The organism is Caulobacter mirabilis, assembly GCF_002749615.1.
Classification (GTDB): domain Bacteria; phylum Pseudomonadota; class Alphaproteobacteria; order Caulobacterales; family Caulobacteraceae; genus Caulobacter; species Caulobacter mirabilis.
Window position 1 is genome coordinate 3,667,452 of sequence record NZ_CP024201.1, and the last position, 23,484, is coordinate 3,690,935.

Below are 23,484 nucleotides of genomic sequence, written 5' to 3' on the forward strand. Positions count from 1 at the left end.
TTGGATCAGGCCTTCTTGGGTCCGCGGGCGAGCCAGACGATCCCGAGCGCCACGGCGAAGGCGAAGGCGGAGACGTAGAAGAAGTCGTTCAGCGCCAGCATATGGGCCTGGATGTCGGCCTGACGGCTGATCAGCGCCCAGGTCTGCTGCGCGTCGAAGCCCGCCCCGCGCAGAACCTGGACCGTATGTGTCGCGCGGTCCGGATCGCCGAGGGCGTCGACGAGGTGGTTCTGGTGGAAGCGCGAGCGCTGGTCCCAGAAGGTGCCCGCGAGCGAGGCGATGATCGAGCCCGCCATCATGCGGATGGCCGTCTGCAGGCCCGACGCCGAAGCCAGCTTCTCAGGCGGCAGACCGGCCAGCGACAGGCTGACCACCGGCGTCAGGAAGAAGGCGATGCCCACGCCCTGCGCCAGGTGGGTGAGGGCGATGCCGCCGGCGGTGACGCCGGTGGTCATGGTCGAGCGCCAGAGAGCCACGGCGGCCCAGGCGGCGAAGGCGACGCTGGCGAAACGACGCGCGTCGCTCTTGGCCACCCATTTGCCCAGGAAGGGCGCCAGCCCCACCCCGAACACGCCCATGGGCGCGGTGACCAGGCCCGCCCAGGTGGACGTGAAACCCATCTGGGTCTGCAGCCACAGCGGGATCAGCACCAGGGCGGCGAAATAGAGCCCGAAGCCGATGGCCACCGCCACCGTGCCCACCGCGAAGTTGCGATGTTCGAAGAGGCGCAGGTCGATGATCGGGTGCTTTTCACCCAGCTCCCAGACGACCAGCAGGACAAAGCCGACCGCCGACAGCACCATCAGGGCGACGATGAAGGGCGAGGCGAACCAGTCCAGCGTGCGGCCACGGTCGCAGGCCACCTGCAGGCAGCCGACGGCGAGGGCGAGCAGGCACAGACCCCGGATATCGACCGGCGCCTTCATGCTCGGCGTGTCGCAACCGCGCAGCAGGAAGACGATCGCCGCGACCACCAGGACCCCGACAGGCGCGTTGACGAGGAATATCCACGGCCAGCTGTAGCTGTCGGTGATCCAGCCGCCCAGGAGCGGGCCGGCGACCGGCCCCATCATGTTCGTCATCGCCCACATGGCGACCGCGAATGTGCGCTTCTGGGGTGGGAAGATCGCGATCAGCAGGGCCTGGCTGAGCGGGACGATCGGCCCCGCCACCGCGCCCTGCAGGACGCGAAAGAACAGCAAAGCCTCGAAATTCGGCGCCAGGCCGCACAGGACCGAGGCGATCGTGAACAGCGTCACCGACCCCGCGAACAGCCGCACCTGCCCTAACCGCCGACCCAGAAAACCGGTCAACGGAATACAGATGGCGTTGGCGACGGCGAAGAAGGTGATGATCCACTCGCCCTCCTCGGAACTGACGCCGAGATTGCCCGAGATGGTCGGGACCGAGACATTGGCGATCGTGATGTCCACGACGGCCATGAACGAGGCCAGGCCGAGGGCGACGGCCGCGAAGGCCAACCTCGCGCCCGAAAGGACGGGTATCGGTTGCTTTGCCGGCGCGCTGGACATGGCTAGCCTCCGATGTTCTCGGCGATGATCCGCTCGACGACGGCGTCGGCGGCCCGTGCGCGGGCGGCGTAGAGGGCCCCGGCGTCGGCGGCGGCGGGCGGGCGCTGGTTGGCCTTGGGGTCGCAGCGGCCGGTGTCGATCTCGACCTCGGTCGACATGCCGATCCGTAGCGGATTGCGCCGCAGCTCGGCCGGATCCAGGCGGATGCGAACCGGGGCCCGTTGAACGACCTTGATCCAGTTGCCGGTCGCGTTCTGGGCAGGCAGCAGGGCGAAGGCCGCGCCGGTCCCGGCTTCAATGCCCTGGACGACGCCGTGATAGACGACCTGCTTGCCGTAGAGGTCGGCGGTGATCCGGGCCGGTTGCCCGGCGCACACGCCCCTCAGCTGGATTTCCTTGAAGTTGGCGTCGATCCACAACTGGTCGAGCGGCGCCACGGCCATCAGCTTGTCGCCGGGACCGACCCGGCGCCCCAGCTGCACGGCGCGCTGGGCGACCATGCCGCCGACCGGCGCGGCGATGCGGGTGCGCTGAACGGCCAGGGCCGCGGCGCGGACCCGTTCGGCGGCGGCCCGCACCGCGGGATTCGACGGAACGGTCGTGCCGCTGGTGCGGGTCCGCGCCTCGGCCCCGGCCTGCTCGGCCGAGGCCAGGGCGGCCCGGGCGATGCGCACGGCGTCGGCGGCGTGTCGGACGTCTTCCTGATTGACCGCGCCGGTGCCGGCGATGGCCTGACGTGTCTTCAAGTCGGCCTCGACCTTGGCCAGCTCGCTCCGACGAACCTGAACGTCCGCATCGAAGCGGGCGTTGCCGGCGAACAGGCCGCGGGCGTTGCGCACGGCCTGGGCCAGTTGCGCCTCGGCGGCGGCCAACTCGATGCGGGCGTCGGCGTCGTCCAACTCCACCAGCTGGGCGCCGGCGACGACATTGTCCGTGTTGTCGGCCAGAACCCTGGTCACGACGCCGGCGACCTCGGGGGTCACCTGGACGACGTGCCCGCCGACGTAGGCGTCGTCGGTCGAGCGCAGGTTCGGGTTGGACAGCAGCGAGCTGACGCCCCAGGCGCCGGCCACGGCGACCGCGACGCCCCCGCACACGATGAGGCGCTTGCGGCGGACGGCGACGGGGTCGGTCGCCTGGACAGGAGTATCGGTCATGATGGATCAGCTTCCACGAGAGGGAGTGTTGGGAGTCCACGCCCCGCCGAGGGCCCGGATGAGAGAGACCTGGGCGACGGCGATGCGCGCTTCGGCCTCGGCGACGTCACGTTGGCTGAGCAGCAAGGCGGTCTCGGCCGACAGGCGGTCGATGGCGTTGGAGAGCCCCTGGGCCTCGCGAGCCTTCTGCAACTCGACCACACGAGCCCAGTGAGCCCGGCTCTGGTCGGCCAGGCGCCGACGCTCACGCTCGGCGCGAAGGGACACGATGCCGTCGGCGACCTGCTGCAGGGCCGTGGCGATCGTGCCCTCATAGGCGCCGACGGCCTGGTCGAATTCGGCGTCGCGGGCCGCGAGGCCGCTGCGCAGCCGCCCGGCGTCGAAGATCGGCAGCGAAACCGCCGCTCCTACCCCGGCCGCGCCGCTGCCGGCCCGGAAGAGATTGGCCACGCCCAGCGAGGCGATGCCGGCAAAACCGGTCAGGTCGATGTCCGGGTAGAACGCCGCGCGGGCGACGCCGACATCCTTGGCCGCGGCCTCGACGCGAGCGCGCTGGGCGGCGACGTCGGGGCGATAGCCGAGCAACTGCGCCGGGATCGCCGACACGGGCGCAGGGCCGGAGAGCGGGGTCAGGACGGGGCGCGACAGGGTCTCGCCATAGCCGGGTCCCCTGCCGGCCAAGGCCGCGATCTCATGGCGACGCCGGGCGATCTCGCCGTCGAGACGAGCGATCTCGCCGCGCGTGCTGGCGATCGCCTCACGCGCCTGCGCCGCATCGATGTCGGTGGCCAGCCCCGCCCGCGCACGGATAGCCAGCAGATCGACCACGCCCTGGCGGCGGGAGAGCCCGGCGCGGGCGATGTCGTGGGCTCGATAGGCCGCGTCCAGGCGCACATAGGCCTCGACCATCGCGGCCGCCAGCATCAGAGCCGCATCCCGCGCCTGCGCCTCCTCGACCTCGACGCGAATGGCGGCGGCCTCCGACGCCTGGCGGCGCTTGCCCCAGAAGTCGAGGTGGTAGCGAGCATTGGCCATGAACTGGCCTTCGCTGCCGACCTCTCCGGCATAGGGCGCGGGATAGACGTAGCGATCGGGGAAGTACTCCCCGGTCATCTGGCCGGCGCCGTTGACCTGCCATTGCTGGTCAGTTCTGGCCCGGTCCAGCAGGGCCTCGGCGCGAGCGATGCGGGCGGCCGCGACGCTGATCGTCGGCGCGTCCTGGAGCGCTTCGTTCATCAGCCAGTCCAGCTGGGGATCGCCATAGGCCGCCCACCAGTTCGTCGGGCCGGGTCGGGCGGAGACCGCCGCCTCGACGATCGCCTTGCCGGCGTCCAGGGTGGTCAGGTCGGGTTCGACGCGGGCGGGACGAAGGTCCGCGCTTGTCGCGCACGCCGACAGGGCCAGCGACGAGCAGACCAGGAGAAACAGAGCTCCTGTCGGCGGTTGTGGATGGCCAGTCATGGCAGGCTCCCGAAGTTTCGTTCGGGAGCCCAACTAGAGTTGGATTTGGTCCTCGGAAATGCGGCGGAGCTCAAAGACTCCTTGCGCCAGATGAAATCGGCGCGTCACGGGGAGCGCACCGGCGTCGGGCGATCCCGGGCGGTCATGCCGAGATCGCGCGCAGATGAGCCGCCAAGGCTTTGAAGGACCTCGTTCTGCGCTAGCCGTGACCCTTCAGGCGACCGAGAGAGCTTGCTCCGGTTGGTCGCCAACCCGGCCTAGCCGCCCGCTTCGACATAGCCCTTGCGCAGCTTTTCTTCGATCAGCTTGGCGACCTCGGCGCGGGCGCGGCGCTCGGTGTCGTAGGTTTTCACCACGGCCTGGCCCCGGGTTCCGCTGCGGCCATAGGTGACGGTGACGTCGAGGCCGTCGCGCCCGATACGCCAGAACTTGTCCGAGGTTCCCTGCTTGAAACGGAACTCCCGCATGGTCTCGGGCAGCGACGCGGCCGGCAGGGCCTGGCCCTCGCCGTCGGCGGGCTCGATGCGCGACGGCGGAGCCTCCAGCGGGCCGTCCAGGCCCGCGAGCAGCGGGTCGTCGTCGAGTTCCGCCTCGCTCTTGCCGGCCAGCCGCGCCTCGATGCGTTCGATGACGCCGAGCGGGTCGCGCAGCCAGTCGGTCGACAGCACCTCGATCACCGGCCAGCCGAAGTTGCGCAGGACGGCCGGCCGGAAAACGTAGTGTTCGCGCACCCGGGCCTGGCCGTCGGCCGGCTGCGGATCGAGCAGGACGCCCAGGCTGTAGCGCTCGCCGTCGCCGCCGGCGATGGCCAGATCGCAGCGGAACTGAGAGCGCCCGACGTGCTCGTGGACCTCGTGGCCGCGGCGGCGTAGTTCGGCGGCCAGCGAGGCGCGCAGCGGGTCGGCCGGCGGCGGCGAGGCGAAAGCCTGTCGCGCCCCCGGATTGAGCGCGCCCAGCACCGCCTGCGACCGCTCTCCCTCCCCGCGGGCGCTCGCCTCGGCGAACTGCAGGAAGGCCTTCAGCGCGGCGGCGCCGTCGTTGTGCGTGTTGGTGATCGCCTCGGCGCGGATGGTCGAGACCACCGCCATGCGGTGCTTGGCGCGGCTGAAGATGACGTTCAGGCGCTTTTCGCCGCCGCGCTGATTGATCGGGCCGAAGTTCATCAGCATCCGCCCGTCCGGCCCCGGCGCGTAGCAGATGCTGAGTAGGATGACGTCCCGCTCGTCGCCCTGAACGTTCTCGAGGTTCTTCACGAACAGACCGCTGAACTGGTCGTCGTCCTCGCGGACATATTCCTTCTCCAGCAGGGCGCCGAAGGCGGCGTCCTCGGCGGCCAGAGCGTCGAGCGCGCTCTCGATCTCGCCCTGCTGCGCCTCGGAGAAGGCCACGACGCCGATGCTGAGGCCCGTGTCGCGCAGCAGCAGCTCGCGGACCATGGCCGCGATGCGCCGCGCCTCGGGCAGGTTGCAGCGCGATACGTAGACCCCGTCCTCGATCGGATGGAAGCTGAGCGGCCGGGCCAGCAGATCATCGACCGCAAGACGCGCCGCCTCCGGATCGTCCGAGCGGCGCGAGGCGATCTCCGCCGACCGCCCTTCGATCCGCTGATCGGGGATGGTGATCAGACGGCCTTCATAGAACGCGGCGTTGGAGAAGCTGATCAGGGACTCATGCCGGCTGCGGTAGTGCCAGGCCAGCAGGGTGGCCGGCAGGTTCCGCGCGGCCTGGTTCAGCAGACTGTCGGCGTCGAGCGTGATGGCGATCCGTTCGCCGTCCTCCTCGGCGACGACGGTGTTCTCCTCCTCGTCGAGGGTGCTGGAGAAGAAGCTCGTCGGCGGCAGCTGCATCTCGTCGCCCACGACCACCACCTGACGGGCGCGGCTGAGCGCCGGGACGGCCTCTTCCGTCGGGATCTGGCTGGCCTCGTCGAAGATCACCACGTCGAACAGGTCGTCCTGCAGCGGCAGGGTGTCGGAAACCGACAGCGGACTCATCAGCCAGATCGGCTTGAGGTCGTTGACCACGGCGCCGGTGTCGGCCCCGGCGATCTCGCGGATGGCGCGATAGCGCATGGTCTTGCCGAACTCATGCTCCAGCTCGCGCCGACCGGTGGCGTAGCGCTTGCGGAACTGCTTGCCGGCCTCGTCCAGCTGCGCGACCGACAGGGTCGAGCGGCGCACGTTGCCGAGGAACTTGCGGTGCTGGGCGGCGCGGACCATCGCGGCGTTGCGCTCAAGCCCGATCTTCTCGGCCTGGGCGACGCGGCGGGCGGCCTGGGTCAGGGCGCGGCTGTCGAAGCGGGCCAGCTCCGGGTCCTTGCGCATCAGCCGGGCCAGGGACTCGGCGGCGACCAGCGCCTCCAAGCCTTCCGGCGGCTGGGCGATGTCCTGCAGCATGCCGGCGTACGCAGGCCCGGCCTCGTGCGCGGCGCGCAGCAGCGGGATCAGGTCCGGCAGGTCGTCCATCGCCTCGCGCATGTCGCGCAGCCATTCGAGCAGGTCGTCGATGGTCAGGCCCGGCGGCGCGTGCAGGTCGGCCGCGACGATGGCGGCCAGCCGCGCGACGGCGTCGGCGGCCAGACCATCGGCGCGGGCCGCGTCCGGCGCGCCGCGCAGGGCGTCGACCATCCGGCGCAACAAGGCGCTGGAACGCAGCTGGTCGGTCAGGCCGTCGACGGCCTCGACGAAGGCCGGGAAGTCGCGCACGCCGTAGCGGGTGCGCAACGCCTGCTCGGCCGCTTCCCGCGCCCCGACCGCCTCGTGCTCCGCCGCTAGGTCCGCCAGCAGCGTGGTCAGGCGCGGCTTCACCGCGTGCTTGGAGAAGTCGTAGCGGGCCTTCAGCTCCTTGCCGAGCCGCCACCAGGCCGGCTTCAGCAGGCGCAGGATCGAAGTCTCGTCCTGCCTGGCGATCTCCAGCGCCGCCGCGGCGTCCTGCGGCGACAGTTTGTCCAGCCAGTGGACGGTGGCCTTGCCCGTCTGTTCGACGCGGTCGGACAGCTGGGTCAGGTCGCTGCGCGCAGCGGTCAGATCCCGCGCCGGCTGGCTGGCCGGATCGAGCAGTTCCAGCCGGCCGGCCAGGTCGAAGGCGGCGATCTGCGCGGCGGCGCGGGTCAGGGCCACGGCCTCGGCCAGAGACAGGTCGCTCTTGAGCAGCTGGCCATCGTTCTCGAAGGCGGCGTCCAGCTCGTCGAGGATCGCCTCGCAGGCCTCGAGCCGGGTCTGGACCTGGGCGTAGGCCTGCGGATGAACCAGCAGGCCGCCGGACAGGCGCGCGAACGGGTGGGCCGCCAGGCTGTCGAGGCCGAAGCGGTCGCGCAGGATGCGCGCCAGCCGGCCGGTCAGGTCGCGCTGGGCGTCCCAGACCGCGTAGTCGGGCAGACGCTCGCGCAGGGCCGGGCCCACCGAGCCGTCCGGCGGCGGCAGGGCTATGGCGCGGCGGACCATGGCCCGCACCGACAGCGCCAGGCTCTCGGGCGCCTCGCGCATCGCCGCCTCGAACCGCTCCAGCCGGGCCAGCTGTTCCTCGGCCAGGGCCACGGCCGCCTGCCGGGCGGTCGCGACGGCGTCCAGATTGTCGCCCTGGACGATCCATCGCTCGTAGCCCTCGCGCAGGTTCAGCACGAAGGCCTTCTTGTCGGTCTGGGAGTCATGGATCAGGCAGCACAGGTCGTCGAGGCCGCTCTGCTTGAGGCGATGGAACACGACATCCAGCGCCGCGCGCTTCTCGCAGACGAACAGCACCCGCTTTCCGCGGCCGGCGTAGTCGGCGATCAGGTTGGTGATGGTCTGGGACTTGCCGGTTCCCGGCGGTCCCTGGATGATGAAGCTGCGGCCGCCCCGGGCGACACCGACGGCGGCGGTCTGGGTCGCGTCGGCCGCCACGACATGCCACTGGTCGCTCAGCGGGATCGGCGGCGGCGGAGCGGTCTCCACCTCGCGCGGCTCGATCGAGAAGATGCGGTCGAAGGCCGGGTTCGGCGCCGGCTCCTCGATCAGCTGGTTGTAGTCCCGAACCAGCGACATCTTCTTGTAGTTGAAGTTGGCCAGGGTGACCTGGGTCAGGTCGAAATCCCAGGCGAACTTGTGCCCCTCGTCCTCGGGCAGGGAGAAGGTCAGGGTCTCGGCCTCGCCGGTCGGGGCGACCATGTGGACCGGCTGCGCCTGGACCCGGCCGCCCACCGCGCCCCGCAGCGGCAGCGGGCTCGGCTTCACCTGCTGCTCGAACAGAGCCAGACCGAGCGGGCGGTAGTCCTCGCGATCGTAGCTGAAGTCGGGCCGGCCGACCGCGGCGCGACGCAGATCGCGGCCTCGCCGGCGCTGGAACTGTTGCAGCCGCTGGACGGCCTTCTGGTGGATCAGCTTGATCGACGGCTTGGCGTGCAGGCGCAGCTCGACGCCGGGCTCGGATGCATGGATCTGGGCCTGAAGCTCGGCATGGATCTGCTCGATCGAGACCTCGCTCAGGTCGATCGTCTCGGGCAGGCGAATGTCGTGCAGCTGGCGCAGGTAGTGGCGCAGGGCTGGGTTGAACTCCGCCTCGTCGCCGGTGGCCTGCAGAACATACTGATCGGTCACGCCCTTCTTCTTGACCAGCTCGACCGGCAGCCAGAGCAGCGGCGAGGTGATCCGCTCCTCGGGCGCTTCCTTGAGGTTGTTCCAGCGCAGGAAGGCGATGACCAGCCGCAGGTGGCTGAAGCCGTACTCGGCCCGGTCGCGGCGGGTCTCGGAGATCAGCCGGTCCAGGGAGTTGGGCAGATAGGTCTGGTCCTCGAAGCGCAGCCAGCGGCGCAGGTTGACCGCCTTGCCCGCCGCGACCTCGGAAGCGAACTCGCCCCCCCAGGTGCAGATGTGGTCGGGCTTGACGCTCTCCAGCCGCAGCACCAGCGGCACGCTGGCGACCGTCAGGTTCACGCTCGACTGCGTGGCTCGGAAGTGCAGCAGCCGGTTGCGCCGCGAGAGGTCGAACAGCCGGTCGCGCAGATGCGACAGCACGGCGGTGCGACGCGGCGCGGCGCCGTCCGTGGTCGCCAGCACCCGCTCGACGTTCAGCGCCTGCGGCTGGTCGCGCCAGGTCTCCAGCCGACCGATCAGCGAGCCGAGATCGGTCGCCCGGTCATGGCGGTTCAGAGCCGTCATCTCGACGATGACATTGGCCAGCACCGGGTTCAGCCGGTGGACCACGACGAACAGGTTCTGGCGATGCGAGGCGAACCGGTCGAGCTCGTCCGGGTCGGCGAAGTCCAGCCCGCAGGCGAGACAAGCCAAGATCTGGCCCAGCCGGAAGATGTCGGTGATCTCGTCGTGATGACCGAGGCGCAGCTCCCAGGCGTCGAACCCGGGCAGATAGACGGGCTTGGTGATTGGCCTGTCCGCGTCGCGTTCGGCCTGCAGCGTCTCGACGGCGAGGCCGGTCTCGGAATCCCGCGTGACCCGCAGCTCGTCGATGATGTTCAGGGCCGAGGTCGGCGGCGGCTGCACCGCCTTGATCGCACCCAACTGATAGCGCGGCAGCAGGCCGTCGGGCCTGCGAAGGCGCAGCACGCCGTTCGTTTCCAGGATGTCGCCCGGACCGAGGTCGGCGACGCGGCCATGCTGGTGAAGCGTGCTGACCGCCCGGAGCAGCGGCAGGGCCGTGAACAGCACGTCGTCCACGGTCAGGGCCATGCCCTGATTGCGGGCGATAGCCTCGCCCAGGGTCATCTCGACGGGCGCCTCGCTCATGCCGCCGCCTTCAGCTTGCGGGCCAGGGCGTCGACGTCGCGCTTGGGCAGGCCGCCCTCGCGCTTCAGCGCCTCCAGGAAGGCCTCGCCGCGGCCGAGCATCCTGCCGATCCGCGCCGCCTCCAGCAGCGCATGGTCCCGCAGGTCCGGATCGGCGAGCGCCAGATCGAGCATCACGAAGCCGAGGTAGTCGCGGACGCTGTCGTCGGCGAGCTCCGGCGTGATCGCCTCAAGCTCGGCCATCGGCTCGCTGTCGGACCAGTCGGGGAAGTAACGCTTCACCTGGATCATCACCAGGTCGCTGCGCATCGGCTCCTGCTCGACGAAACGGGCGATGAACTTGCGGGTCAGGCCCTGCAGCGCGAGCTGGTCGATCAGGTCCAGCTTGGCCATCGACAGCGGTCCCTGCAGGCGGCCGCGCAGCCAGTCGTCCAGGTCGTCATCGGCCTGGGCCCATTTGTCGACCGCTTGGGCGCGCAGATAGGTCTCAGGGTGGGAATGGGCTTCCGACAGCCGCTGGCCGCCGGCCTCGAGCTCGCGAGCCTGGGCCAGATAGGCGGCGGCGTCGACCGTCTGGATGCCTGTCTGGACCTTCACCAGGGTCGAGATCGACGGCCCGGGCTGGCCGGCCACGAAGGCCGCGCCGCGGTCGGCATAGACCTCGGTGTAGAGACCATAGAGCCGTGCGGTGTTGACGTGACTGGCGCCGGCGCCCGGATCGGCGAGCGTGTGGTCCAGGATCCGCGAAGCGACATGGTAGTCGCCGCCATCCAGCGACCACAGCCGGTAGTGGGACAGCTCATGCCCGAGCAGGGCGGTCAGCTCGTCCTCGCCCAGCTTCTCCAGCACCGCGCCGTAGAACAGCACATGGACCTCGCCCGGCAGGTAGACGAGCGCGGCGTTCATGCTCTCGGCGCCGGCCTGGTACAGGGTGACGGGGGCGGTGATGTCCAGCTTCGCCATCACCCTGCCGCAGATGGCGTAGACGCCGGGGTGGCTTTCGGGCGTCAGCCGATAGGTCTCGCGGAGCAGGCGAGCGCGCATGTCCTCGAGATGCTGCTCCTGCACGGCGAACGACGAGGCCCAGCGCCAGACCTCGGGCTCGGAGCGCTTCAGATGGTCGACGATCCGCAGGTGGTACGGCAGAGGGCGCAGGGCGTCCCCAAGTTCCAAACTGATACCCATGGTCGCCCCGACCGCCGCGCTTCCCGCCGACGAAGCCGGCAAGGTAGTCCGGCTTCCCGATCAGCGTCCACACCCAACAGCGCCGGCCAGGCGCCGGATCGGCCGCAACCTTCTCCGCAAGCCGGGCATCCTCGCGGCGACCGTCTCCGCCCGGGGGCTCGGGCCAGCCGCCGGTTCGCCTACTGGCCGACGCCGTGCTGAACCAGGGCGGCCAAAGGCGCGCAGCCTTCGTCGGGGCAGATCGTCCCTTGCGTCTTCAGATGGGGTTCCGGGTCCCAGTCCAGGGTGAAGTCCGGCGACTGGATGAGAGACCTGAGAATGGCCGAACCGTCCTGCTCCTTCATCGGCAGCGGATCGATGGTGAACACCGCGCCGACGAAGGTCACCTCGTAGTTCGCCGACAGGCCCAGCGTCCCACGCGTGATCCCGTAATCGCCGGGGGTCTCCCCGACGCCCCGGACGAGGCCTCCGGAGAAGGCGTCGCCGGCGACCAGGCTGCCGACCGTGACGCGATAGGTCAGGGCCGGATCGACCTCGCCGAACATCTTGAACCTGTCGTCCGCCGTCACCGTCACCTGTCGGCGGAGGATATCGGCCAGGGCGGCCGCGACGGGCCCCAGGTCGTAGTTGCCGGCGTCCAGGCCGGACAGCGCGGCGCCCGAAACCGTCACGACCTTCCCGGCTCCGGCGTTCCTGTCGGCAAAGGCGTAGGCGCCCGAGGCCGAAACCACATCGCCGGCGATGACGCCGGTCAATCCGATCGAGCCCGTGGCCGTCGTGGATCCGTCGTAGATCTTGTTGCTGGCGGTCAGGACGCCGGTGACGACCTTCTTGAAGATGTCGGCCTGGGCCGCGGCCACCGGCGAGAGGATGTAGTTGCCCGCGTCCGCGCCGGAAAGCGTGACGCCGGAGGCGGTCACCGTCTTGCCGGCTCCCGCGTTCCGGTCCGCGAAGGCGTAGGTTCCCGCCGCGGAGACGTCGTCGCCCGCCACCACGCCGGTCAGGCCGATCGAACCGGTGGCGACCGTCGTACGGTCATAGGTCTTGTCGTTCGCATCCAGCAGACCGGTGATCGTCTTGGCGTCGATGCGCAGCGTGCCGGTCCCGTAGGCGAAGGCGTAGTTGAGGTCGGACGCCAGGCTGCCGGCGGCGGCGGTCAGGACATAGGTCCCGACGTTCTTGCTGGTCGCGCCGGAGACCGTCGGCGCGCCCGACCAGGCGTCCGCCGCCGCATCGCCGTTCACGAGACCGGTGATCGTCGCCGAAACCGCGGGGATGCCGCCGTTGTAGGTCACCACCAGGCTGTTGGGCGTCACCGTCAGAGTCGGCCGGTAGGCGTAGACGAAGCGATTGCCGGCGTTGGGCGTCAGAGCGAAGGTCTCGGTCCCGAAGTCATAGGCCGAACCGTAGAAGGACTTGCCTGCCAGGCCGTTGAAGCTGTTGCCGGCGGTCGAGCCCGTCGGGGAGCCCACGGCCTGGGTGTAGATCAGCCAGCGGCCGCCGGCGTTGGTGGCGGCGACGGCGTCCGCCCCGCGCCCGTTGGCGAACATGCCGTCGGAGGCGAGGATGACCGCATCGCCCGCGCCGTCGGCCGTCACCGTGCCCAGGGTCGTGAAGCTCATGCCGCCGTGCGAGGTCAGCGCGACGCTGCCCGTGCTTCGCACCGTTCCGTCGATGGCCAGGGCGCGCCCGTTGACCAGTTTGAACAGGCCGCCGGTGTTGGTGAAGTCGCCCAGCTGGACCACCTGGTTGGGGGCCCCGAACCCGGCGCCGCCCACGGACGAGCCGGTCAGCCGCTGGGAGGTGACGATCCCGGCCGCGGCCTGGCCGATGGCTCCGGCGGAGCGGAGGTCCACCGTCTGGCCGGCCGCGGTGATCGGGCCCCGGATGTCGAAGCCGACCGTGTCATTGAAGGCGAATCCGCCGCCGCCGACGGTGACCGCGTCCAGATGATTCACCCTGTTGGCCCCCAGAAGAACGACGCCCGTCCCCGCGGCGACGCTCAGCGAGTCGGCGCGCAGCACGCCCTGCTGAGCGATGTCGGCGGCGGCCTCCAGAGACAGCGCTCCGCCGACCGCGATCACCCGGCCGGGCGTCGCGTCGCCGAAGCGCAGGTTGCCGGTCGCCGAGCGAACCGAAAGGTCGCCCGCCACGGCGGCCGAAACCAGGCGGACATCCCCTCCGCCATGGACCTGCGACGCCGCGCCGGCCGTGAGCTGGCCGATCGTCAGCGCGCCGTTGGCGACCGCGACCTTGACCGCGCCCTGCCCCTCGACGGTGGTCAGGGCCACGTTGGTCCGGTCGAGGTTGATGTCGACCTTGCCGGTCGAGCTCCTGGCCTCGACCGTCGTGACGGCGCCGGCCGAGGCGATGACGTTGGCCGGCGTGATCGCGCCGGGCGTCCCCGCCCCCAGGACGACGTCGCCGTTCGACGACTGGACCCGCAGGCTGTTCGTCCCGACGCCCTCCAGGATCGCCGCGCCCAGGCCGGCCCCGCCGGCGGCCGCCGAGATCTGGATCAGGTCCGAAGCCCTGGCCGAGGCAACGGTCATGCCGCCCGTCGCGGCGGTCGCGACAACCTGTCCGTTGGCGGCGTCCAACGCGCCGAGCCGGCCCGCCTGGGCCGCCACGCGAATGTCGCCCGTATCGCTGGCGATGTCGCCGCCGATCGCCGCGCCGGCGATCACGGTCAGGAGGATGTCGCCGCCGTAGCGCAGCGGCGTCCCCGTGAAGTCGAAGTCGCCGACCTTGTCGGTGAGCGTCCAGGTTCCGGCCTTCGCGCCCAGCGGCGTCAGGGCGGCGGCCGAGAAGCCGCCGCCTGCCAGGCTGTAGTCGCCCGCGACCGTGACGCGGGTGGCGACGTTCACCAGGCCGGTCCCGCCGTCCAGGCTCACCTTCCCGTCGCTCGTGACGGCGTCGAGGCTGACGCCCTGCCCCGTCACGCTGATCTCGCCGTCGCCGATCCCCGTCCCGGCGTCCAACTGGGCCAGGCCGACGACCGCGCCGTCCTGGGCGATGATGGTCAGCTTGCGGCCGGCATGGATGACAGAGGCCCCGAGATCGAGGTCGCCCAGGGTGTCGGTGATGGTCACGTCGCCGATCCCGCCGAAGAACAGCGTCGGCGTCAGGGCGTCGCCCCGGAAGTCCTGGGCCGTGATCGTATAGTCGCCGCCGCTGCTGACGGTCGAGCCCGTCTCCAGCGCGCCGCCCATGACCTCGACCGCGATGTTGTGGCCGGCCAGCTCGTCGATCTTAAGGTCGCCGGTCTTCTGCACCGCCGTGGCGGCGCCGCCGATGCTCGCGCCGAGCACGGCGATGCCGTTGCTGGTCGTGTCGACGTTCACCACGGCGTCGCCGTTGAAGGAGATCACCTGCAGCCCGCCCGGGCCCGGCCCGCAGGCGCAGCTGGCGTCGTTCACGGCATAATTGGCGGCGGTGATCGACGCCTTGTCGTCGGCGCCGAAGGTGGCCTTTCCATCCGCGACCACCGCGATGCCGTCGGGCGCCTCGGCGGCGCGCAGGGTGGCGTCGCCGGTCAACGAGATGACCTGTACGGTCTGGCCGGCCTGGGCCAGCCGCACCATCGCCGAACCGTCCAGGGCCACAACGTCCAGCGCGCCGCCGGCTGTGATGCGCCCGAGGTCCACGGCCTTGCCGAACAGCTCCAAGTCGCCGCCGCTGGAGACCAGGCTGGCCAAGGTTCCGTCCAGCAGGCCGTCGGTCTCGATATGAACCCGGCCGCCGCCGTGGACCGACCCCGTGATCGTCAGGTCGCCGCCGCTGTCATAGAGCCCCACGTCGCCGACAGAGGCCGTGACCGTTCCGACGGTCAGCGCGCCGTTCAGCACCTCGGCATAGATGTCGCCGGAGAGGGCCGTCAGCGTTCCGAACCGTCCCGGACCGTTGACGATCGTCACGTCGACGGACGTTCCCTCCAGAAGATCGATCGCTTCGCTGGCGTCGAGGTGCGCGATGGCGGCGCCGCCCGCCGACTTGATCCGGGCCGAGCCCGCGCCGCCGCCCGAGCGGCTGAAGACGTTGGCGGCGGTGATCGCGGAATAGTCGGGATCGCCCAGAACCGCGTCGCCGGCGGCGATGATGCTCAGGTCGCGTCCCGCGCCGGCGCCGGTCAGGTCGGCGCTGCGCAGGACCGCCCTGCCGCCGGTCGACCTGATGGTGATGTCGTCGCCGGCCGCAGCCGAGGCCAGGTCGACATCGCCCGCCGCCGTGACCTCGACATCCCCGCCGGCGATCAAGGCGAAGGCGCTGGTCAGCGGGTCGTTGGCCTCCAGCGTCAGGTTGCCGGTCGCGGTCAGGGCGTGGGTCAGCACCAGACCGCCGGCGGTGTCGGTGATCGACAGGTTGCGGATCGTTCCGCCCGGGTTCAGGGCGACGCCCGCCCAGTCCGCGGCCCTGGCGGTATAGTCGCCGCCGCCGACGGTGATCGCGCCAGCATCGACGACGCCGCTGTCCGCGTAGAGTCCAACGTTATGGCCGCCGACCGTCCCGACGGTGAAGCCGCTGTCGACGCCGATCGAGGCGGTTCCGGTCGCGGTGTTGGCGACGACCGAGGTCAGGCCGCCGTCGAGACCGGCCAGGAAAACCCGTGCGTCTCCGCCCGACGAGACGACGTCGATGGTTCCGAAGCCACCCGTGCGGCTGACGGTGTTGCCGGCCGAGATACCGGCCAGGCTGTCGGCGCCCAGAGTGGCCGCGCCCGTCGCCGTCACCGAGAGCGCCCCGCCGCCGGCGAGGGTCGCCTGGCGCAACGCAGCCCCGCCCGCCAGGGCCTGGACCAGAACCGGGCCGCCGGACGTGACCGACGCGACCGAGGCGTCCCCGGTGGTCGCCGTCACCGTGACGCTGTCGGCGCCCGAAACCAGCCCTCCGGCGCCGGTGGTGCTGGTGAAACCGGTCGCGCCAGTGAGGACGAGGTCGCTCGTCGCCTGAATCTGCGCCAGCGAGCCGACCGACAACGCATCGGCCGTGGTCACGATCGTGACGTCCCGCCCCGAGACATCCCCGGTGATCGACAGCGCCTTGGCGTTGTTCAACACGACGTCGCCGAGGCCGCCTTGAAGGTTGGCCACGACGTCGATCCTGTTGGCGGCGCCCAGGGTCACGCCCGTGGCGCTCGTCGCGTCCAGGCGTCCGGCGGTGACGGCGCCGGCGGTCTGGTTCAGCGCCCCGCTCGATGAGATCAGCGTGGCCGTGCCGGCGGCGCTGTAGCTCCCCGTCAAGGACAGGTCGTCGCTGGCCGTCCAGGTCAGGTTGCGTCCCGCGTTAGCCGTCGCCACGCTGGCGGTTCCGCCAGTCGCGGTGACGAGGATGTCGCGCGCGGCCGCGCCGTTGCTCAGGCTGGCGCCGCCGGGGCCGGTCACCTTGATGTCACGGGTCGAGGCGGCCGTGCCGAGGCTGGCGGTCGTCGCGGCTTCGATGACGATGTCGCCGGCCGCCGCCCCGGTCCCTTGGGTCAGGAGCGTGTTGTTGGCGGCGACAGAACCGTTCGTCGAACGCAGGAGAATGTGCGCGTCGCCGACGGCGCCCAGGCCGGTCGACTTCAGATAGGCGCCGCCGGCCACGACGTTTCCGTCGGCGGTGATCTCGATGTCGTCGCCCGCGAAGATCCGGTTGGTCACATACGCCTGGGTCGTGCCGGTCACATAGACGCTGCGCACCGCGTCCAGCGTGCTCACGAACACCTGCGGCGCGCTGAGCGTGATGTCCCGCGCCGAGTTGCCCAGGGTGAGCGAGGCCGATCCGTTGCTGGTGATCAGGATGTCGCCCGAGGTCGTGGTGGTGGCCAATCCGACCGAGCTGTTGTTGTTCGACGAGACCGTGACGCCGGTGGCGCCGGTGATCTGGGTGACGGTGGCGCCGGGCCCGCCGGCCGTGACCGTGGCCGCGCCGGCGGTCGCCGTGACCTCGCTGGCGGTGATCGAGCCGCTGGTCGTGCTGATCGACGTGGTCGCGCCATAGGCCGTCTGGACGCTGAGGGCGCCGGAGGAGGCGCTCAGCACCACGTCGCCGGCGGCGTTGATCGAGGCGCTGGTCGCCGTCGAGACCGTCGTCATCCGGATCAGGCCGCTGGACGCCGCGCGGAGGACCGCCGTCGGATCGGCGGCGTTGACGAACGTCGTGTCGTTCAGGCCGGTTCCGCCAGCGAAGACGAAGCCCCCGGCGCTCATGGTCGCACCCGGCGAAACGATCACCCCCTGCGGCGAGTAGAACCAGATATTGCCGCCGGTCGCCACGCCGACCTTGCCGGTGATGGCTCCGCCGTTGTCGATGCGGATCTGGCTGGTCGTCTTGTTCAGAACGATGTCGCTGGCCGCGTCGAAGAGGAAGTCGATCGTGTCGCCGCTGCTGACGTGCAGGCTGGACCAGTTGATGACCGTCCGGGGCGCGTTGAGGTCGACCTGCAGGGTGATGGCGTCAGGAAAGCTGATGAGCGGCTGCGACCCGCCAGGCGAGACCGTGATGTTCCCTGCTCCCGGTATGCCCGGCAGGGTGCCGGCGTGGCTCGGCTGGGCCAGCATCGCGGCCACGCCGCTGAGGGCCGAGGCCGCCAGCAGGCGGGTGCGACGCGCCGAAGCCTGGCGGAGAGCGATGGAGAAGATCGCGCTGGACGGGGTCATGAGGACGCTCCGGGGAACTTCAACGGATTAGAACAGGACGGCGGACAACGAGATCAGCACGCGCGAGGGCGGCGCCGCGCCGGCCCCGTAGGGATCATCGAACGGCTTGGCCCAGGCCAGGTCGACCGCGACGCGCGAGGTCAGCTGCGCCCGCAGGCCGACGCCGGCCGAACTGAGGCTGCGCTTGCCGGCGCCGATCCCGAGATTGGTCAGTTGGGCGCCGTCGTAGAAGGCGTAGGGCCGCCAGGCGCCGCGTCCGCCGAACAGCGGGAACGGAACGGTGGTGAACTCGACCGAGGCTGAAACCGCCCGGTCGCCGGACGCCGACGACGGGTCATAGCCGCGTCCGATCGTCAGGTTGCCGACTCCGTACTCCTCGTAGGACAGCAGGGGGTCGCTGGTATGCTGCCAGGCGAGGTTCAGCTTGCCGACCAGCGGACCGGCCAGACGTCCGCCGATCTCGCCCTCGGCCCGCACCACGGTGGCGTCCGGCTTGGCCAGGAAGCGGGACGCGGCGGGGTCGCCGCGGCGGCTCGCGCCGAGGTCGCTGAGACCTTGCCTCACCTCCACGACGCCGGTCAGGGCCACCGAGTTGGCCGCCAGGCTCGCCGGGGCGTAGTGACCGTCCAGGCGCGCGAAGAACACCCGCAGATGATCCTCGGTCAGCGTGGCCATGCCGCCGCCGAACTCGACCTTCTGGTCGATCCAGTCCAGCCCCATGCCCATGTTGAGGTTGTGTCGGCGATGACGGACCAGCGGATAGGTCAGGCGGATGCTGCCGGCGAACGACTCGCCCTCGAGCTCCAGCGGCCCGAGGAAGTCGCCCGGCTTGGTCCAGCCCCAGGACCCCGACAGATCGACCGTCAGGCCCTGGCCGCCCAGGTAGAACCGCTCGGCCGCCTGGATCACGCGCTGTTCGTCGCTGGACAGCGTGCCGTAGGCGAGGATGGAGGTCCGGTCCCCGAACGGCGTGAAGCCGTTGAGGTCGAGACGCGCCAGGGTCAGGTCGCGGCCGACGGTCTTCGAGCCGTGGTTCTGGGCCACGATCGAGCCGTCGATCGCGTCGCGGGAGATGGCGATCTCGAGGTCGAGCGCGCCGTCCCCCGCCGCCGAGGGTCGCAGCGCCGACTGGATGCGGGCGCCCGGCACGTCGGACGCCAGCAGCAGGTAGCGCTGGGCGACGTTGAGGTCGAACGGCGCCAGACCGCGCAGGTTGTCGAGGAAGCGGGCGACCTGCTTCTGAGCCGGACCGGCGTCGCCGTGATAGTTGACCGAAGCGATCCGCGCCTCGACCACCGCCAGGGTCAGGCGCCCGCCCGTCACCTGCTGCTCGGGGATGACGACGCTGGCCAGCACCCCGCGCCGCAGATACAGGCTCGCGACCCGGTCGCGGATGTCGCAGATCACGCTCAGCGGGGCCTCGCGGCCCAGGAACTCGGCATAGGTCGACGCCAGGGCCTCGTCCGAGATCGCCAGACGGCCCGAGGTCACGCCCTGGAACGCCACCGACGTCAGCGTGACCTTGATGTCGCTGTCCCGGAAGGCGCAGGCTCCCGCCTCCACGCCCTTGAACAGCTCCCCCCGCGGCGCGGCGGCGATCGGCGCGGCGTTGGCCGGGTCCAGCTCCTGGCGCGACGGCAGCGCGACCTGGGCGGACGCCGAACCAGCGACGAACAGGCTGACGCCGATACACGCCATCACGCCCGCGGCCCCGATGGCGCGAGACATCCTCAACAAGACCTGCAAGCCCGCCCCTCCGGCCGCGAGCCGGCCCCCCGGCTCATCCGTCACAATGACGCATGGCGGTTGTATATAACAGCGGTTCACGAATGGAAGACTTCGAAGCAATCGCCCCGCTCAACCGCGACCCGCCCGCCCAGACGCCTAGGCCGTGATGCTGATCGGCCTGTGTGTGAGGTAGCGGTCGACGGCGGCGTCATCCAGCTCCACGCCCCAGCCGGGTCCCGTCGGCACATGACCGAACCCGTCCTCGTAGACGATGCGATCCAGGATGAGGTCGTCCTCCAGCATGATGTGGCCCTGCAGCTCCGTCGCATGACGGATGTCGCGCGCGCGGGCCGAGTGCATGTGCAGGACGATGGCGCTGCCGATCCCCGACGGCTGGTTGTGCAGGACGACGTCCAGGCCGCGCGCCGCCGCATAGTCGATCGCCTTCAGCGCGCGGCTCATGCCGCCCGGCCGCTCGGCGTTGAGGCCGAAGGTCCGCACCGCGCCCATCTCGGCAAGAGCATAGATGTCGCGCAGACCGAAGGCGCCCTCGTGGGCCATCAGCGGGATGCGGGTCTGGGACTGCAACCGGGCCATCCCGGCGAAGTCGTCGGCGCGGACGGGCTGTTCGGCGAAGTCGATCCCGTAGGGCGCGATCGCCTCGAGCGCCGCCAGGGCCTGGTTCGGCCCGTACGCCTGGTTGTAGTCGACCCGCAGCGCGACCTCCGGCCCGACCAGTTCGCGCATCGCCGCCATGATCGCCACGTCCTGGACGATCCCGTCGCCGAGCTTGCAGCGGAAGGCGCGGACCCCCATCGCCAAGCCTTGCCGGGCCAGAGCGCAGACGATCTCCACCGGCGCCAGCGGCAGCACCATGCACAGCGGGACCTTATCGATCTGACGTCCGCCGCAGAGGTCGTGCACAGGCCGTCCGATGCTGCGCGCGGCCAGGTCGTGCAGCGCCAGGTCGAGCACGCCCTTGGCCATCTCGTTGCGGGCCACGTTGTCGTCGAACCGGGCGTTGATGGCCTCGATGTCGAAGGCCGAACGGCCCAGGACGAAGCGCGCCAGGTGGTCGCGGATGAGGTCGGCCATCAGCATCGGCGAGACGCCGCTCTCGACCAGCCAGACGAAGGCCTCGCCGATCCCGGAGACGCCGCCCTCGGTGGTCATCCGGCAGATCAGGAAGTCGCCGCCCAGCCAGTGGTCGTCGACGTTCAGGCTCATGGCCACCTTGCCGCTGCCCCCCTGCAACGCGGCGCGGACCTCCTCGCGGAACGGCACATGTAGCGGATACAGGTCGATGCGGACGATCGGGTCGCGCGTGCTCATCCGGTCAGCCTTTCCTCGAGATCGGCGGCGCCAAGGCCGGCCAGGGCCTGGGCGAAGACCTGACGGCCGCGCTCCAGGACGGCGGCGCGCCAGGTCGGATCGGTGGGGTAGAAGGCGCGCAGCAGCCGCGCCTTGATGTCCTGGCCCCGCTCGCCGGCGAGGTCGCCGTGATGGACCAGCCAGTTGTCCTCGATCATAGCGCCGAGCACGACGTCGCCCGCTTCGGTGCCGTACTCGAGGGTCATGGGCACGACGCGGACGCCGGGCAGCCGCGTCTCCATCGCTTCGTTCATGTAGCCGCCGAGGATCGTGTCGGCGCGGGACAGCGGCCGCGGGGTCACGAACATCGGGCCGAACCAGTCGGCGGTCAGGGCTTTGTGCGGTTCGTCGTCGTTGGCCGCCATCATCAGCATGCCGACGCCGGACGCTCCGAGCCCGCTGTGCAGATCGATCTGGACCACGACGCGGCGATTGGCGAGCCGCCGCGCCCAGAGGGCCTCCACCGTCCGGCGCGACCAGACGGGCCCGGCGCCGCCGTACTGGATGCCGCGCGGAAAGGCGTACTGGCCGCCCGAAACGGCCTTCAGGAAGTTCAGATAGTCCATCTCCGCACGCAGACGCTCCAGCTCGGCGGCGATGCCGGCCATCGCGCCGTCGGGCAGTTCGGCGGGATTCAGCAACGCGTCGATCGCGGCGTAGGCGTCGTTCTCCGGCGCGCCGCCCGTGAAGTCGACGAAGTTCCGGTTGAGGTCGACGTTGTCCTCGTTGACCCGCCGCAGATGTGAGAAGCCGTAAGGGTTGACGGCGTGGACCAGCATCAGGGCCGTGTCGGGCGGCAAGACCGGCGCGTCCTCGACCAGTTGCAGTTGCAGGGCCGAGCCGCAGAAACCCTCGACGCCGTGCGTGCCGCTGGAGATCGTCAGGACGCGGCTCGCCGCCTCCGGCCCGCGCCACAGGACGTCCATGTAGATCGGCTCGCCGTCCGCGCCCGCCACGGGATGGGCGACGGCCTCGTGGGTCCAGCCGCCGGCCGCCTGAGCCGCCGCCAGCAGGCGCGTCCGCGCCGCGCGGTAATCTTCCGAATAGCAGGTCATGCTCTTCCAGCCCGTTCGTCCGCCGACACGAAGGCGCCGGCGATCATCGTGCGCCGCACCCGGATCTCGCCGAGGCGGTCGGGCGGGACATCCAGGGGGCTGGCGCTCAGGACCACCAGGTCGGCGACCTTGCCGACTTCCAGCGTCCCCTTCTCGGCCTCCTCGAACTGGATGAAGGCCGCGTTTCGGGTGAACATCGCCACCGCCTGCTCGGGCGTCACGCCCTGCTCCGGGTGGAAGCCGCCGCGATTGACCGCATAGTCGATGGCCGCGATCACGTCGGGATGCTCGATCGGCGCGTCCGACGAGCCGGCCAGCGGGATGCCCGCGGCGAGGAAGTTGCGGAACGGATAGACGTGCCGCGTCCGCTCCGACCCCAGTCGCGTCGGCAGCCAGTCCTTCTCCGAGCGGATGAACAGCGGCTGGGTGCAGATCTGCAGGCCGAGCCGGGCGATCCGCGCGATGAGGAAGGGATCGGCGATCGAGGCGTGCTCGATCCGGTGACGATGGTCGTCCCTGGGATGCTCGGCCAGCAGCCGCTCAAACAGCCGCACGCAGTTGGCGATGCCCCGGTCGCCGATCGCATGGATGCAGATCTGGTAGCCGGCCAGATGCGCCGCCTCCATGCGCCGATAGATCTCGTCGTCCGGCAGGGTCATGTAGCCGTGCGTGCAGCTCTTGTCGGCGTAAGGCTCGCTCATGCAGGCCGTGCAGGAGCCGAACGTGCCGTCGGCGAAGATCTTGATCGCCCGCGCCCGGGTGCGGTTGGCGGGATCGTTCAACGGCGAGGCCGCCACCGCCCGGACGCCGTCCAGCGTCTTGCCGATGACGATGGCGTAGATGGATTGCGGCATCTGGTCCCGGATCATCTGGACGACCAGGCTTTCCATCCGCGCGGAGGCGCCGCCGGGCCCCTCCTCGTCGCTCTGCATCATCGCCCCGATCGAGGTGATGCCGCTCGCGGCCAGCGCCGCGAAGCACCGGCGGCCGGCCTCGAACATCCGCGCGGGGTCGGGGCCGGGCATGCCGGCCAGCGGCAGACCGGTCGCCCCTTCGTAAAAAATCCCGTCCAGCCGTCCGTCTCCGTCGCGGCCCAGCGTGCCGCCGGCCGGCGCTTCCGCGTCCTCGCCGATGTTCGCCGCGGCCAACGCCGCCGAGTTGACGATCACGGCATGGCCGTCACGCGTGTAGATCAGCGTCGGCCGCTCAGGGAACCAGGCGTCCAGCTTCGCCCGGTCCAGCCGCTCGGCCGAGGCCAGGCGCTTGGACTCGAACTGGACGCCGATGAGCCATTCCCCCTCGGTCAGCCGGGGCGCCAGGACCTCGAGCCGGGTCCGGACCTCCGCCAACGACGTCGCGCTCTCCAGGTCCGCGTTGGCGGCGAAGAACATCATCGGCAGCGGATGAAGGTGAGCGTCGATGAAGCCCGGCAGGAGCGCCTCGCCTCCAAGGTCGATTTCCTGAAGCGCGCCGCCCGCCCGCCGCGCCTGGTCGCGGGCGTCGTCGAGCCCGCCGACGAAGGCGATGCGGTCGCCGGCGGTGAGCAGGGCCTCGGCGCGCGAGGCCCCGTCGGCCATCGTCAGGATCGGCCCGCCATGGAACAGGTAGGAGGTCGTCACGACGGTCCGTCTCCCCGCG

Annotated in this window: 10 protein-coding genes; all 10 read right to left on the reverse strand. The window is 70.7% G+C overall.

Annotation, left to right across the window (positions count from 1 at the left end; genetic code table 11):
* Positions 1–5: 5 nt before the first annotated feature.
* The 10 genes from CSW64_RS17440 to CSW64_RS17485 all read right to left on the reverse strand — a co-directional run bounded on the left by CSW64_RS17440 (position 6) and on the right by CSW64_RS17485 (position 23,465).
* Positions 6–1,481 carry a DHA2 family efflux MFS transporter permease subunit gene (locus tag CSW64_RS17440; RefSeq protein ID WP_216361200.1) on the reverse strand — a complete coding sequence of 492 codons (1,476 nt, stop codon included), beginning with the start codon at positions 1,479–1,481 and terminating at the stop codon, positions 6–8.
* A 53-nt stretch (positions 1,482–1,534) separates the two neighbouring features.
* Positions 1,535–2,689 (reverse strand): HlyD/EmrA/EmrK family protein, encoded by a 1,155-nt coding sequence (locus CSW64_RS17445; protein ID WP_099623291.1) that lies wholly within the window; start codon positions 2,687–2,689, stop codon positions 1,535–1,537.
* 6 nt (positions 2,690–2,695) lie between these two features.
* The gene (locus tag CSW64_RS17450) at positions 2,696–4,150 is read right to left on the reverse strand and encodes an efflux transporter outer membrane subunit (RefSeq protein ID WP_099623292.1); all 1,455 of its coding nucleotides are present in this window, start codon (positions 4,148–4,150) and stop codon (positions 2,696–2,698) included.
* A gap of 257 nt (positions 4,151–4,407) precedes the next feature.
* A complete protein-coding gene (locus CSW64_RS17455) occupies positions 4,408–9,870 on the reverse strand; it encodes an AAA domain-containing protein (RefSeq protein ID WP_099623293.1) in 5,463 nt (1,820 codons plus the stop codon).
* Positions 9,867–11,054, reverse strand: coding sequence for a M48 family metallopeptidase (locus CSW64_RS17460; RefSeq protein WP_099623294.1), 1,188 nt, complete (start codon positions 11,052–11,054; stop codon positions 9,867–9,869). Before CSW64_RS17460 ends, CSW64_RS17455 begins: the two co-directional genes overlap by 4 nt.
* A 179-nt stretch (positions 11,055–11,233) precedes the next feature.
* Positions 11,234–17,692: a YDG domain-containing protein gene (locus tag CSW64_RS17465; RefSeq protein ID WP_099623295.1), complete on the reverse strand. Its 6,459-nt coding sequence runs from the start codon at positions 17,690–17,692 to the stop codon at positions 11,234–11,236.
* A 27-nt stretch (positions 17,693–17,719) separates the two neighbouring features.
* On the reverse strand, positions 17,720–19,420 hold the full coding sequence (locus tag CSW64_RS17470) for a ShlB/FhaC/HecB family hemolysin secretion/activation protein (RefSeq protein ID WP_245863751.1): 1,701 nt from the start codon (positions 19,418–19,420) through the stop codon (positions 17,720–17,722).
* Between the two features lie 156 nt (positions 19,421–19,576).
* Positions 19,577–20,752, reverse strand: coding sequence for a mandelate racemase/muconate lactonizing enzyme family protein (locus CSW64_RS17475; RefSeq protein WP_099623297.1), 1,176 nt, complete (start codon positions 20,750–20,752; stop codon positions 19,577–19,579).
* Positions 20,749–21,846 (reverse strand): DUF2817 domain-containing protein, encoded by a 1,098-nt coding sequence (locus CSW64_RS17480; RefSeq protein ID WP_099623298.1) that lies wholly within the window; start codon positions 21,844–21,846, stop codon positions 20,749–20,751. The genes CSW64_RS17475 and CSW64_RS17480 overlap by 4 nt, the downstream gene beginning before the upstream one ends.
* Positions 21,843–23,465 carry an amidohydrolase gene (locus CSW64_RS17485; protein ID WP_099623299.1) on the reverse strand — a complete coding sequence of 541 codons (1,623 nt, stop codon included), beginning with the start codon at positions 23,463–23,465 and terminating at the stop codon, positions 21,843–21,845. Before CSW64_RS17485 ends, CSW64_RS17480 begins: the two co-directional genes overlap by 4 nt.
* Between the last annotated feature and the right edge of the window lie 19 nt (positions 23,466–23,484).